General features: G+C 36.5%; 8 protein-coding genes and 1 pseudogene. 6 read left to right on the forward strand and 3 right to left on the reverse strand.

All coding sequences use genetic code 11. From position 1 onward, the window contains the following. Positions 1–325: 325 nt before the first annotated feature. The 5 genes from FFM71_RS02870 (at position 326) to FFM71_RS02890 (ending at position 10,026) form a co-directional block, all read left to right on the forward strand. A complete protein-coding gene (locus tag FFM71_RS02870) occupies positions 326–982 on the forward strand; it encodes a VTT domain-containing protein (RefSeq protein WP_137610687.1) in 657 nt (218 codons plus the stop codon). A gap of 2 nt (positions 983–984) precedes the next feature. Beyond that, positions 985–3,411, forward strand: a complete 2,427-nt coding sequence (locus FFM71_RS02875; RefSeq protein WP_137610688.1) for a YfhO family protein — start codon at positions 985–987, stop codon at positions 3,409–3,411. Then, entirely contained in the window at positions 3,408–4,067 is a 660-nt protein-coding gene (locus FFM71_RS02880; RefSeq protein ID WP_137610689.1) for a phosphatase PAP2 family protein, read from the forward strand. The genes FFM71_RS02875 and FFM71_RS02880 overlap by 4 nt, the downstream gene beginning before the upstream one ends. Before the next feature lie 86 nt (positions 4,068–4,153). Beyond that, on the forward strand, positions 4,154–6,784 hold the full coding sequence (locus FFM71_RS02885; RefSeq protein ID WP_137610690.1) for a glycoside hydrolase family 3 protein: 2,631 nt from the start codon (positions 4,154–4,156) through the stop codon (positions 6,782–6,784). A 575-nt stretch (positions 6,785–7,359) separates the two neighbouring features. After that, positions 7,360–10,026: a polysaccharide lyase 8 family protein gene (locus FFM71_RS02890; protein WP_137610691.1), complete on the forward strand. Its 2,667-nt coding sequence runs from the start codon at positions 7,360–7,362 to the stop codon at positions 10,024–10,026. A 484-nt stretch (positions 10,027–10,510) separates the two neighbouring features. Here the strand turns inward: FFM71_RS02890 and FFM71_RS02895 are convergent, their stop codons facing one another. Further along, on the reverse strand, positions 10,511–11,059 hold the full coding sequence (locus tag FFM71_RS02895) for an NADPH-dependent FMN reductase (RefSeq protein WP_137610692.1): 549 nt from the start codon (positions 11,057–11,059) through the stop codon (positions 10,511–10,513). 315 nt (positions 11,060–11,374) lie between these two features. Between FFM71_RS02895 and FFM71_RS13520 the strand changes: the two genes are divergently transcribed. Further along, positions 11,375–12,049 carry an RlpA-like double-psi beta-barrel domain-containing protein gene (locus FFM71_RS13520; protein WP_179951373.1) on the forward strand — a complete coding sequence of 225 codons (675 nt, stop codon included), beginning with the start codon at positions 11,375–11,377 and terminating at the stop codon, positions 12,047–12,049. Positions 12,050–12,431: 382 nt separating this feature from the next. On the opposite strand, the pseudogene FFM71_RS13885 reads toward FFM71_RS13520, so the two are convergent. Together FFM71_RS13885 and FFM71_RS02910 are read right to left on the reverse strand one after the other, a co-directional pair. After that, a pseudogene (locus tag FFM71_RS13885) lies at positions 12,432–12,753 on the reverse strand (transposase); the annotation flags it as partial. 443 nt (positions 12,754–13,196) lie between these two features. Then, the gene (locus tag FFM71_RS02910) at positions 13,197–15,107 is read right to left on the reverse strand and encodes an ABC transporter ATP-binding protein/permease (protein ID WP_137610693.1); all 1,911 of its coding nucleotides are present in this window, start codon (positions 15,105–15,107) and stop codon (positions 13,197–13,199) included. Positions 15,108–15,480 lie beyond the last annotated feature (373 nt).

The raw sequence follows: 15,480 nt of genomic DNA on the forward strand, positions 1-15,480 counted from the left end.
TTTTAAATACGTTAATGTATAAAAAAACACATTAGTCGGAGGTTGTCAGAAAGAAATAGTCAGCAGTGCAAGTGGCGTTAGAGCTTCAGCTCTTACACCACCGACGTATTTTGAGATTCGCGGTCCGTGCGAAGCTCAAAATCGAGGCGCGAGACCTTGGCTCGCACCGGTCGCACAGCAGACTATTTTTTCTGACAACCGGAGGCGGCCCCTTCTTAAAACCTTTTCTGAAAATTTCTCAGAATTATTTAATTTAATATACGTTTAACCTCCATGGTTAATTGATTAAACTATCCATAATCAATTAATCGTGGAGGTTTTTTTTATGATAACGACACTTATAACATTTATTTTTCACTTAGATACCGTTTTACCTCAATTAATGAACCAATCAGGCTTAATGGTTTATGCCTTGATATTTTTAATGATTTTCATAGAAACTGGCATTGTCGTTCTACCATTTTTACCAGGAGATTCATTGTTATTTCTCTGCGGTTCATTAGCGGCAATTTCTAACAGTTCGTTAAATCCAGTCTTGCTAATAGTTTTGTTAGGCCTAGCCGCTTCAATGGGTGATAGTTTGAATTTTGAAATTGGTAAACGTTTTGGGGCACATATTAGTCAAAGCCCACGTTGGCAAAAGGTTGTGAAGCCTAAGCATCTTCAACAAGCTCAAGATTTCTTTGCCCGCCATGGAAATTCTGCTATCTTCTTAGGTCGATTCATGCCGATCATTCGTACACTTGTGCCATTCACTGCCGGTGGTAGCAAGATGAAATACAAGAACTTTCTTACTTATAACATTATCGGAGGATTCTCATGGGTGCTATTGTGCATAGGCGCCGGATTCTTCTTCGGAAATATTGCAATAGTTAAAAATCATTTCTCATTGATCATGTTGATGATCGTAGTAATTTCACTTGTACCAATCATGATTATTAGTTTTAAAAATTATTTGAACAGCAAAAGAGGGCTAAATTAGGGATGAATCTAAATAAAATAAAAAAAATTTCATATTATCCCATAGCCTTTTTGATTCCATTTATAATTGTGACGCTTGTTTTTGTTAATTTGCATCTGACACCATTTGGTAATCAGAACCTTTTGATAAGTGATACCGGAACACAATATTTATCCTTTTTAACGTATTTACGCAATGAATTAGTCAGTGGTCATTTTTCATTTTATTCATTCAGCTTGTCATTGGGTGATAATATTTTTCCTCTGATGGCCTATTACTTGTTAAGTCCATTTAATTTGTTGCTCGTCTTTTTCTCAGCCAATCAAATCACAACAGCGATTGATGTCATCATCTTGCTAAAGATTTCAACGATTGGTTTGACCATGAGTTATTTTTTGAAAAAGGTTTATCAGCCAAAATTAAGTAATTTGATTTTTTCAACTGCGTTTGCGATGTCAGGATTCGTTGCATTATATTTCTACGATCTGATGTGGTTGGATGCTTTGATTATGTTGCCATTAGTTACTTTGGGTATCCGCAGGCTCTTTTATGAAGGTCGTAGTAAATTATATGTTTTCAGTCTATTGATAACGATTGTGACAAATTATTACTTGGGATACATGACTTGTTTATTTTCAGTCTGTTACTTTTTATATCTCTGTTTACTAGAGAAAAAATTTCAAGGTCGAAAGATTGGGAAATATCTCTTGTCGTCTGTATTAAGTGGCCTGATGAGTGCTGTGATTTTGATTCCAACGTTATTGGGAATGATGCAGACAAGTAAGCAACAGTTGAAACTAGCGAGCTTTTTACCTACACCAACTTTTGGGATATCAGTATTCAATCAGTTGGGCGTGGCAGGAAGTGACTATACGCAGAGAATTTCTCACAATCCTAGTTTTTATGCAACAGGTTTAGTAGCAATTTTAGTTTTGCTTTTCTTCTTTAATCGAAATATTTCACGTCAGCAGAAGAAAAGTACAGGACTATTACTATTAGTATTATTCTTAAGTTTATTTGTGAGAACCTTCAACACAATATGGCATATGTTTCAGCAGCCAGCAGGTTTTCCATTCCGTAATGTTTATTTCTTCGCTTTTATAGCAATTATTGCGGCATATGAGGCTTTTCAACAGAAGAATTTTTACAGTCAGATTTTTCTGGCAACCATTTTAGTTTTAGCAATGGTAACGATTGGATATTTCTTTGCTATCAGAGATGGACAGTATGTGAGCGTGAAATTTTTGCCGATAAGTTTGGGATTTATTGCTGTAAGTGGTTTATTACTAGCCTTTTATCAGCGGTCAAATTTTATCAAGGCTGCATTAGTAATAATGGTTTGCTTAGAGCTATTGGTTAACTTTAATTTTGGATTAACCGGAGCAAAATTTGGTGATCAGCTTTCTTATCAAAAAAATTATCGGATTGAGAAGAAATGGTTCCAAAAGATTCAAAAATCTGATAGTAGTTTCTATCGAATTGATAATGAAAAATCATTGATTAATGGTGCTTTTGATATTAAATACAATAATTACAATGATGCGCTTTTGTTTAATAGTCGCGGTGTCAGTTTATACAGTTCAACATTAAATGATCAAACACGCCAAATGTTAAGTAAGTTAGGCTATTACAGTTTGAATAGTCGCCGTATCAGTGCGCTTGGGGAGACCAAATTGACCGATGCCTTGTTATCAGTTAAATATCGACTCCATATGTCAAAACATGATTATGATTTGTTTGAACATAAAGCACTCTCACTTGGAATAGTCGCAGATCAGTCATTACTTAAGGTTACGTTAGGTAATAATGCTCTGCAAAATCAAGAACGAATTTGGCAATCGTTGACAGATAAAGTACAAGGTTATTTTGTCACGCCAGCAGTTCAAAGTAAGACTACAAAAAGTTTAACAATCAAGCCTCAAAAGACCGGTCAACTGTATTTATTAAAACCTAAAGGTTTGAAATCTCTGAGTGTTAATAATAAGAAGATTGATTCGAGTTCTGTTGGCACCGGAGATGTCATTAATTTAGGCAAGTTTCAGCAGAATCAAACGTTGACGATCAACAGTTCAAAGCAGATTCCAATCAAGAAATTAGCAACTTTAGATGAAAATACCTTTGACAAGTCAGTCACTAAATTACAGCAACATAAGATGAACCTATACAAAATCTCCGCTAGTCATATTTTAGGCACAGTTGATATTTCAAAGTCCAATCAAGGAGTATTTTTGAGTATTCCATTTGATAAAGGTTGGCAAGTTCATGTTGACGGCAAAAAGGTTCCATTGCAACGTGCTGTGGGTAATCTCAGTTATTTGAAGCTGTCAAAGGGATTCCATCAAATTGAATTACAGTATCAAGTCCCAGGATTGAAAATTGGAGCAATTGTCAGTTTCTTAGCAGTTGTTATTTACTTGGGAATAATCGAAAGAAAGAAGTTTTTATCATGATGTTTAAAGAAAATAAAAGTCGTTCCGTCCTCGCAACTTTCTATTTAGCAGTTTTTTTAATCTTAGAGGTTTTAGTCACATCCAAGAATTCATTGTTAATGAATTTTGACAGTCAAATTCAAAATATTATGACGCCAATGGTTAACTCAATGAGAACATCGATCTTCGTGGTTATTTCATTTCTTGGTAGTCCGATAGTTTCACTATTGCTAGCAATTTTTATTGCTGTTCTGTTTTATTCCAAAAGACGTAAAGTTGATGGAATTTGGGCCGCATTAACTTTTCTCGGTGGGGATGCATTAGCTTTTATCGTCAAAGAATTGGTTCGCCGAGCACGTCCAACCGATAAAATTGTTCCAGATTCTGGTTATAGTTTTCCCAGCGGTCACATTTTTGGAATGACAATGTTGATTTTGATCGTAATTTATTTAGTCTTACCATATGTTAAAAATCAAGAGGCACGTTTTGCTTTAGGCGTTCTATGTGTAATTTGGCTATTAATAATTTCCTTTGCCAGAGTCTATTTACGAGGACATTTTGCCAGTGATATTTTTGGAAGTATGTTGTTGGCCGGAACATGGTGGAAATTCAGTGAGATGTTATATATCAAATATTATCAAAAGGTAGCAGAATATTTAAATTTGAAAATAAATTAATTGCTTTTCTGATTCGGTGAAGTTCTCCCTTGGGCTGTAAAAGTGTAAAATTAAGGTAATTATATTTCCACCAAAGGAGAGATCAGATGGAAAGCGATATTTCACAACGTGAATTTGAAAATCAAGAATTAGCTAAAACAGCAGCTGAGGAAGCTATCGTTTTACTGCAAAATAAGAATAAAACCTTACCTTTGAGAAATAAGACTGTTGCGCTTTATGGACATGGGGCCTTTGCTACTGTTAAGGGCGGTACTGGTTCAGGCGATGTAAATCAACGTAATGTTATCAACATTATGCAAGGATTAGAAGACGATGGTTTTACCATTGTTTCGAAGTCTTGGTTGATTCGTTTACAACGGTATTATCAAAAAGAACGTAGTATTTATGAAGATAAGTTGAAAGATGATCCAATGTCGTTGTTGGCGCCAGCTTTTAATTTTAAGGATCCAGAAATTGCTGAATTTGACGATGCAACTACTGGTATTTACGTAATTTCTCGTAGCTCTGGTGAAAATTATGACCGCCGTGATTATAAGGGCGACTTTCGACTGACTGACAACGAATTGGCCAATATTAAGCGGATGAGTGAGTATTACAATCACAGTATTGTCTTGTTAAACGTTGGTGGCGTGATGGATACGAGCTTTATCGATCAATGTTCAATGCTTGACAGTGTTGTCTTAGTTTCACAACTTGGCATGGTGACAGGGAAGGCTGTTGCTGATATTTTGGATGGTACGAGAAGTCCCTCTGGTAAGTTGACAGATACATGGGCCAATTCTTATCACGACTATCCAACTTCAGAAAATTTTGGAATGTCCAATCCTGAATATATCGAAGGAATTTTTGTAGGTTATCGTTATTTCGATAGTTTTGATATTAAGCCTAGATTTGAGTTTGGTTATGGTAAAAGTTATGCAGATTTTTTCATCAAGACCCAAAAGGTTAACGTCAATGAAAAAAGGATTCGTTTACAAGTAAATGTCGAGAATATGACTGAAAGTTTTTCTGGTCAGGAGACGGTCCAAGTATATGTGTCTAAACCACAAACAGAAATTCCCGTTCCATATCAGGATTTAGTTGAATACAGTAAGACATCTAATCTACGTCCTCATGCGCAACAAACCTTGGAATTTGAAGTTCCAATTACTGATTTGAGTGTTTTCGATGTTGAATTGGGTGCCTACGTCTTGGTGCCAGGAACCTATTTAGTTCGTGTTGGTAGCAGCTCTAGACAGACAGAAGTGGTTGCTAGTTTTAAATTAGATGAAAAAGTAGTTTTAAAGAAAGTTGAGAATGTTCTTAAACCAAGAATTGATCCGACAACTTTATTAAAGCCTAAGGTAGTCTCGAAAAAAGCGAGTGGTGTGCCATTCTTTATTTTGAAAGCCATAAATTTTAAGGAACCAGAATTTATTCAATATCAAGAAAGTTCGGATGTGACAACCTTTGTAGCTGAACGTGAAAATTTACCTGGAAAGGGATTGGATCAAGTAATTGAACACGTTCGTAATGCTGAGGGAAAGTCATTACAAGATGTCGCTGACGGTGATGTTGAATTGGCAGAGTTTATAGCCAGTTTGACGGAGCAAGAATTAGTTGATTTGGTTGAAGGCCAGATGTCGAGTGGTAAAAATAACATGGTCGGAATTTCTTCTGATATTGTGCCGGGTGCAGCTGGACAGACTGGGACTAACACTAATAAGAAGATTCCGTCAGTAGTCATGGCTGATGGTCCCGCCGGTATTCGAGTTGACCCTGTATTTGAAAGAAATCAACAGACAATTACTCACTATGCTACGGCTTGGCCAGTTGGAACGGCTTTGGCTCAAACGTGGAACAAAGATTTGTTAGAAAAAGTTGGTTTTGCAGTCGGAACTGAAATGAAAGAGTTTGGGGTTGATCTATGGTTAGCTCCCGGGATGAACATTCATCGTGATCCACTCGGTGGTCGTAACTTTGAATACTTCGCTGAAGATCCATATCTTTCAGGAACGATGGCGGCTTTTGAAACTAAAGGTGTACAAGCACATGACAAACTTGGTGTGACACTCAAACATTTCTTGGGAAATAATCAAGAGAGTTTTCGTAATTTCGGTAACAGTGTAATTGGTGAACAAGCATTGCGTGAGATTTATTTACGTAATTTTGAAATTGCTGTCAAATTTGGTCACCCAGTGGCAATTATGTCATCATATAATCGTGTTAATGGTGTGTTCTCAGGAGCTAATTTTAACCTGTTGACGAACGTTTTGCGTGATGAATGGAATTATCAAGGAACGGTTATGACTGATTGGTTCAGTGCTGCCGACCCTAAGAAGAGCATGCACGCGGGAAATGATTTGATTATGCCCGGAAATTCGAAGTCAGAGTTGATGAGTGCAGTCAGTGATTTTGGACCGGAATTTGATTCAAACGGTAAAGTTAAAATCAGAACGGATTATGATTTATTGAAGAAGCAATTCGTTGAAACTGAAATGTGGAATGATTTTATCATTGATGCCGATGGTGCCGTGATTGTTAAAGTTAGAGTCGATAGTGATTCAAGATTGAATGATCGTGTCAAAAATTGGATTTATAGTGGCGAGGCCCAGATTGTTGATGACAACCACATTTTGTTGACTGGTAAGTGGAATGACAACAACGATATGTATCTTGGAGATTTACAGAAGTCGGCCATTAACGTTTTGAAGTTGGTATTGAAATTGAAATTTTAGTAATATTGCGTCTTTGTCGATAATAATTTTGACAAAAATACTAGAATTGATTAACAAATTTTATTATATTTAAAATCATTTAATATTAATAAATAATGCAATAAGAGTCATGATTAATTAAAATCATGACTCTTATTTTTTTGGTTAATGAACGTTTTCTTATTGATTGTAAGAACGCTTTCATTGAGATATATTATAAAAGTAATTGGGGATTGTGGGCATTTTTGAATAAATAATTTATCAAAATATTAGTATCGTTTAAATTAATTAATTATGATAATTGAACCAAAAATTATAAAACAATTGATTTTATTCGTCCAGCAATCTTCCAAAATTAATAGGGATGGTGATTTATAGAGGGGATAAATAATTGTGTTTTGAGGATTCAGCAGGTTTAAAAATCAATCGACAGTTTTAGTAGAATAACGTGCAGTACTAGTTAGAAATTTATTTATTCAATAGCTTTCGAAGCATAATAATAAAAATATAAATTAGTGTTGTTTAAGTGAATATTTCTCAGTTCTGAGGATAGCATAGTTGGTCTGCACGTTAGAATATGAAGGAGAATTCTATTTATGAAGACTAGATATATGATTTTTATTAGTGCTACGTTGTCCGTGTTGGCTTTACAAGCTAATAATGTGGATGCCGCAACAACTGATAATGGGGATAACAATAAGATAGAAAATATTCAAAACGAATCTGTTACAGATAAAGTATCTGAAAGTCAGTCAACTACCACCGAAAAGATTTCAACATCAGGTGTTAATAATGCACTTCAAAATAATCAACCAATTACCACTTATAATGCATTAGTTCAGACTAAATCGGTTCCTCAAAAAGAAAATATCGCTACCAATGCAACAACCACCACAGCGACTCAAGTAAAAAAAGATACGGCGGTGACGGCTGCTAAAGTGGCTTCTCCCAAATCAGATGTAACAAGCCCAGATAACTATGATCAAATGTTACAGTCTTGGAAAGATGTTGTCGTTGGGGACAGCTATTATGACAACTCCAATCAAGAGATGAACCAAATGGGTTCACAACAAGATAAGAATGTTGCTCAACTCTGGGATTCTATGGACAAGAGTGACGAACGTAAAAATCTTTGGAATGGAATTAAAGAATTAACGACATCGGCACATATCACAACTGATTATCGTAATTTGGAATCATTAGCAATTGCCACGGCTAATCCGGGTTCAAAATATTACAATGATCCTCTAATGACGAAAGATGTTGTAGACGGCTTCAATTGGTTAAATGTTAATAAATATAATCAAAATATCAAAGCTTATGGTAACTGGTGGGACTGGGAAATTGGAACGCCACTTTTTGTTAATAATATTGCCACAATTATGCAACCACATTTGACTAAAGAACAGATTCAAAATTCGATGGATGCAATTACTTTCTTTGTTCCAGATCCAGATTATTTCCGTGGTAGTGTCTATCCACAATCTAAAGCCGAAGCAACAGGGGCTAACCAAGTTGATATTGCCAAAGTTAAGATTATTCAAGCGTTGATTGAAAAAGATGAACCTGGTTTAAAAAAGGCGGTCAAGGCATTGGAAAAGGTCTTTCCACTTGTTGACGATGGTGAAGGATTTTATCGTGATGGATCATTTATTCAACATGAAAATGTTGGGTATAATGCTTCATATGGAAATGTTTTGATTGATGGTGTTTCACAGTTATTACCAGTAATTCAAGGAACACCATATGCTTTGAGCGATGATTCGATGGACTCAATCAAGTTTTGGGTCGAAAAGGGATTCGCACCATTTGTTTATAAAGGTAATTCCATGGATATGGTCCGTGGTCGAGCAATATCACGTCCTTATTTTCAATCGAATGATTCCGGAGCAGATTTAATCAGATCAATTACGCGAGTTATCAGCACTTATCCAACAGCTGAGCAAGCCAAATTTCAGAGTTTGATCAAGTATTGGTTGAGCTATGGAAATAACTACGACAATTATATTCAACAATTAACGAGTTATCGAGATGTTGATTTGATTTCTAAGATTATGCAAGATGATAAGATTGAAGCTACTGATTTTCAAAATACTAATCTTTATAATTTTGCGACAATGGATAAAGTTTTGTTGAAGAATGGTGCTAAAAATTTTGCAATTGGTATCAATATGTCATCTAGTCGAATCAAACGTTATGAATCATTGAACAACGAGAATTTGCATGGTTGGTATACAGGTGACGGGATGTTGTTCGTTTATAATAATGACTTGAATCAATATAACGATAATTATTGGGCGACAGTTGATCCGTATAAACTTCCTGGTACTACAGAAACTGATGCTGTTCAAAAGAATGCTGCTGGCGCTAAGGCATCAACGAAGAGTTTTGTCGGCGGTTCGGCATTTGGGAATATTGGTTCAATCGGAAACGTTGGATCTATTGCAATGGATTTCATAAATAATGATGGTGATTTAACAGCTCATAAATCATGGTTCTTGATGAATGATGGCGTAGTGGCCTTAGGAAGTGCAATTAACAATACTTCGAAGAATAAGGCTTTGACAGTGATTGATAATCGTAAGTTGGAAGATAATTCAAATTATACAATCTATGTTGATGGCAAAATTTATGAACCAAAATTGAATGATCCTCAGCAATTAGAAAAAGTTTCTTCTATATACTTACAATCTGATAAGCCAGACGAATCAATTGGTTATAAGTTTATTACTCCTCAAAATCTCAATTTAGGATTAGTAGAACGTCAAGGCGCTTGGTCAGAAATTAATACCGCTGAAAGTAGAACTGAATATATCAGAACCTACTTAGAAATTTATAAGGACCATGTTCAAAAGGATGATACTTATAATTACGTAATCTATCCTAATGTAGATTTGAATGAATTTAACAACATCACAACTCCTAGGATCATTAAGAATACTAATGATGCCCAAATTGTTAAGAATGGTGCAACCACTGGTATTAATATTTTCAATGCCAGTGATGAAAAAGTTGATGGTATGGAATTCACTAATCCAATTTCAGTTACAAAGATTGATAATGGTAATCAAAAATTATTCGGAATTTCTGATCCCAGTCAAAATATCGGAGCGGAAACTACCTTCAAAATTAAAGATGATGGATATAGGTTACTAAGTAGCGATAAGAATTTGCAAGTTGAGTTAGTTGATGGATATTGGAACGTTAGTCTTTTAACCAACGGACATAATGGTGCAACACATGTTCTATCATTAGCTAAGTAACATGTAGTGTTAGTTAAATATGCCGTCTACAGAGCTGAAAAATATTCACGAGCTGTGCGAATCTATCTCTTAACAGTAAATTATTAACGATATTTTCACTGCCTACAAATATTTCTCAGCCCTTACGATTATTGATTTTTTGTTCGTGTTATTTTGTCCAAAAATATAAATAAAAATCCAGATAATCAAAGGAGTTGTTAAAACTTCTAAGGTTATCTGGATTTTATTATTTTATTAGTTGATTTTGTTTAAAATAATCAGAAATCAATTCTTTCCAAAAAATTAGTTGGAAGAGCTGAGCGTATTCATATGCAGCGAAAGTGGCGTTATTGCTTCAGCAATTACACCACCGGACGTGTTGAAGACTCGCGGTTTTTGCGAGGCTTCAACCGAGGTTTGAGACCGCATTTTGGCTCAGGCCGTTCCGCGCAGCATAATGAATACGCTCAGATCTGGAAACGGCATACTTCAATAAACTCTTGTTTTAATATCTATTCAACAGCTCAACATAAGCGTCAACAATACTTTGTAGGAAGCCAACTGTTCCTTCAGAAACATTGCCATTGTCATCAAGAATCTTTGTAACATTTCCAATATATGCTTCTGGTTGTTGCAATGTAGGCATATCTAAGAATACTAATGATTGACGTAGGGCATGATTAGCACCAAATCCACTGATAGCACCAGGTGAAACGCTGACTACTGCGGCAGGTTTCTTTTCCCAAGCATTTGCACCATAGGGACGTGAACCAACATCAATAGCGTTCTTCAAACCACCAGGGATTGAACGGTTATATTCAGGAGTTACAAATAGCACACCAGCAGCGTCCTTGATCTTGTTTCTGAATTCTGTGTATTCTGTAGGGACATTTTCAGGTGTATCAATATCCTCGTTATAAAGTGGCAAATTACCAAATTCCACGAATTCTGGTTCGTAGTCACTAGGGAACAATTTCATCATGTTTTTAGCAATCTGTTTTGAGAATGAGCCTTCACGTAAACTACCTACGATTACAGCAATTTTCTTTGACATTTAAAATACCTCCATTACTTTCGATATTTCTAAATTATCACAAAAAAAATTATTCAACAAATATTTGTTCTCGCAAACAAATATTTTCTTATTTTAACGAAATCGGTTACAAAAATATTGATAGAAGTATCACAATATGTTAAAATATCTTCTTTTGATTAATTATTGATAATATATTTAGATTTTTTTGATACTTATTACAAAGCTATTACAAAAACTCGGCTCGAATGAATTTTCTTATTGTTCCTGTAATCTGTTTGTTATATTTATCTTGTATAGTTGCTTTTGGTAAACATACAACCGGGGAGAGATTAGTTGCTAAAGCAAATTAAATTAGATGCACTACTTATTATCAGTTTGATCATCACAGGGGGAATGGGATATTCAGTTGCCTATGCTGCGGATTCATCGACAAACGAGGTAAGTAATACAACAGATTTTCAAAAAACATTAACTAACTTGGAAACAAAACAAGCTGTTAATGATGATGCTAATACACTAAATAAAAAGGTATCATTATCAGACAATAAGGAATTCATGCCTGGTATTCAAAATAGTGAAAAGGATCCAAATATGGGAGACGTTACAACTGAGTCCAATGATGACCAAACTGTTGACCATGCACCATTCCAAACTTCACAACCAGAACAAATCGAAGAATCACAACAAGCAATCACACAAGCGGCCGCAGAGCCACCAGTAGAAATGCAATCAACAGGTAGAAATGTTGGTACATTTAAAATTAGTTTTTATGATCCAGCAGTTCTAGGGTCAGATATGGGTTATTCAGGAGTTGCTACAAATTTGAGTGTGATTCCACGTTGGTCACGTTTGAAGATTACTACAGCTCAAGGGGATGTCTATTATCGAACTGTTAACGATACCGGAACATTCGCCTATGACAATCCATATCAAATCGATATGGCAATGCCAAATAGCATGATTCCTTCTTATGGAATTACTAGTGCTACTGTCGAAATCATCGGCTAAAGTGAAATGTTTTATTTGAACTAAAGGTTGAAAGCACGAAAATAGATCACACCTCTTAAGACACTTGAGGTGTGGTGGAAAAAAACAGTTTTTTTTCAATGTGAAGGATTATCTATTAGCCTGATAGGGCCACTAGGTAATCCTTTTATAAATTTGTCAAAAATTTGATTCAACACTGAGGAATCCATTTCAAAAGTACCAACTAGACCATTATCGACTTTATCAACCAATTTAGTGCATCAACGAATGCAATATCAGGTAAACTTCGTCTATAATCATAAATTATATCGCCTATCGTTCGATCATCGATATATTCTCGCTGGTTTGGGGCGAGAACATCGTAAGCAAATGCAACGAAAGCCAAGGGCCATACAATCCATCATACTTTTTTAGTTTTTTTGAGCATTCCCACTGCAAAAAGGCCGTGTTGGAGTAATTCCAAGAACATACGAGGTGAAGCTATACCAGCTATCAAAAAGAACATACTTAGCTTTTATGCCGCTTTTTACAGCAAAATCTATTAGTTCAAGAGCTACTTCATTCATCTTACGTTGTGCTTGATCACGATTTTTATATGCCAAGGAACGTTTATCAAAGCATTTAAAAACACCTAACTGATTCTTCTTTTTTGACGATGACATTAATGCAAAGTTAATTGGCAAAAAAGTATTTCCGTCACTCCAACCTACGGTTAGAGTGCGGAATTATTTAAACAATTTCTAACAGTCTTTGTTGTAAATAATTTACTTTTATCGGCTCTGAAAAATGGAATAACATTTAAAAACAGCCGTTATAAGTCACTCTAATAAGACAGTTACCCTAACACCTTTTGTCTTACTGATATTTGCGGAACGCAAAATATCAGATAAGTGTACCAATTTAGAAAATTTATGAAACGAATGGTGAACTGAAGTGTTTGAATGTTGTAAAATAGTCATGGACATGAATACTCCTTTATATATTGGTTTTGGCGACTTAATTATAAGGATATGAGTAAGCTCATGTCTATTTTTATACAATAAAACCCCGGCATGCCGGGGTCATTGTATGTTATTCAACTTTCAACCTTTAGTTTGAACTAAAACATAAACTAACTAAAAAAGATTTCCAAATTAAATTACCTTCGTCACAGCCTAATGCACTGATGTTATTCGTACGACAATGCTTCAATCGGATCCAGCTTAGCAGCTTTACGTGCTGGCGCCCAAGAGGCTACCAGACTAATGATTACCCCAGTTAAAATGGCAAAGATCATATAGCCGGGGACGACTTGGATGATGCTGTAGTGAACGAAGTTTTTGGCGACGATATTGATTGCGAGTCCCGATAGTTCAGCTAAAACGAGTCCGAAAGCACTATACAGAATGCCTAAGATCATGGCTTCGGAGACGAATAGTGTTCGGATATCTGATTTGCGGACACCTAACGCCCGTAGAATTCCAATTTCTTTGGTTCGCGTGCCAACACTAATGTAGAGCACAACGATAATCATAATAGCTGAAACAATCAGTGATATCGCGGCAATCCCCGCGAGCACGTAGGAAGCTAAGGTGACATACTGGTTGATTGTGTTAATGTACGAACCTACTCCGGTCAACTTATAATTAAGCTTCTTTGCTTGAGCTTCAAATGATTTGACATCTTTGAGTTGGTTGACGGTAACGGCAAGAAACGTCGGTTTGAGCTCCACGTTCTGGTCCTTAGCCATTTTGGCCACTGTTTGCCAGCTAAGTACAGCTGTATTACTAGACTTTGTGAAGCCGACCACATTGACCTTTTTCTTTAATAGGACAGGCCGTTGGTGCATGTCAGTCGCGTTGACGTAGACAGTCACTTTTTTACCAAGTAGTGCTTGGTAGTGATGCTTGTTATATTTCTTAGCAATGTCACGACTGAGCACAATCGTGTTGGTACGCGTCGGATTCTGCCCCTTGATGAGGTTCTTGCGCAAGAATGTTCGATTAAAAGTCTGGGAGTATGAGGTCGATACGTTGCGGCCGTGGTACTGAACCTGGACGCTAGGCATGAAGAAACCCTTCTCGACTTTAGTGACGTGAGGGAGGCCTTTCAGTTTATAAACATCTTTGGGAGTCATTTGAACTGCCGCGTCATTTCCATCTTTGGCTTTATGCGTCACCTCGCTGGTCGTCGGATTCAGGTTTCCGCTGATTTCATGACCAATGTATCCTCCGATACCTCGGCCGAGTGCCAACATGAGCACAACGCTGAAGATACCAACCGCGCCTCCCAACGTAATTAATAAATTGGTGCCAAAGTTTCGTTGCATATGCTTCAACGCCATTTGGATGATTGTACGAAAACGAAAGTGCCGGCCCTTTAACGTGGAACTCTGAGTCACCACGCTGTATGGTTTCCTCAGTATTTCATCCCGGTCAAGAATGCCGTGGTCCAAATGAACAATCCGAGTTCCATAATCAGCAACGGCCTGTGAGTGAGTGACGGCTATCACCAGTTTACCTTTAGTAGCAATCGTATCCAGTAATTTTAAGATTTCCTGGGTGTTCTGCTCGTCCAAAGCACCTGTTGGCTCATCCGCGATAATAATCTGTGGGTCGGTCGCCAAGGCTCGGGCAATCGCCACCCGTTGTTTTTGACCGCCAGAAAGTTGATTTGGATAAACGTTTTCGCGCTTGTCCAAACCAACTTCGGCCAGTAAATGCTGTGCTTTTTCGACCTGATCAGAGTGAGTGAGAGTGGTCATTTCCAGACCAATCAAAACATTTTCTAGAATAGTCAGGTGACTAATTAGATTGAAAGATTGGAAAATAAAACCGATATTTTCGCGGCGATACTGATCGAGGTCGCGTTCGTTCATCTGTTTGAGTGAATGTCCGTTAACGCTGACATCACCCAAATAATCGCTATCCAAACCAGCAATGATGTTCATCAGTGTTGACTTACCGCCGCCAGACTCACCGACAATGGATACGAACTCGCCAGGTACAAATGTTGCATTGATTCCGTTAAGTACGGGTAAAACAGTACCGTCCGCTAAGTGATACGATTTATGAATATTGTTAATCTCTAAAACATTCATTAAATGCCTCCAGAAGCAGATTGACCTAACGATGTTAGATTAATCGCAAAAAAATTTATTTCCGATCATGACGAACTTGTTTGAAAGTGGCATCCATGCCTTTTAACGTTACTGCTGTTAAGAAAATACCTACCATAACAATAGAAACTGTAATAATTACAACCATGTTTAATTCCTCCAATTTAAAATTAATAAGTTAACCTAACAATGTTAGATTAATCGCAAAAAATTTATTTCCGATCATGACGAGCTTGTTTGAAAGTGGCATCCATGCCCTTTAACGTTACCGCTGTTAAGAAAATACCTACCATAACAATAGAAACCGTAATAATTACAACCATGTTTAATTCCTCCAATTTAAAATTAATAGGTC

This window comes from Companilactobacillus huachuanensis (assembly GCF_005404815.1).
In the GTDB taxonomy this organism is placed as follows: domain Bacteria; phylum Bacillota; class Bacilli; order Lactobacillales; family Lactobacillaceae; genus Companilactobacillus; species Companilactobacillus huachuanensis.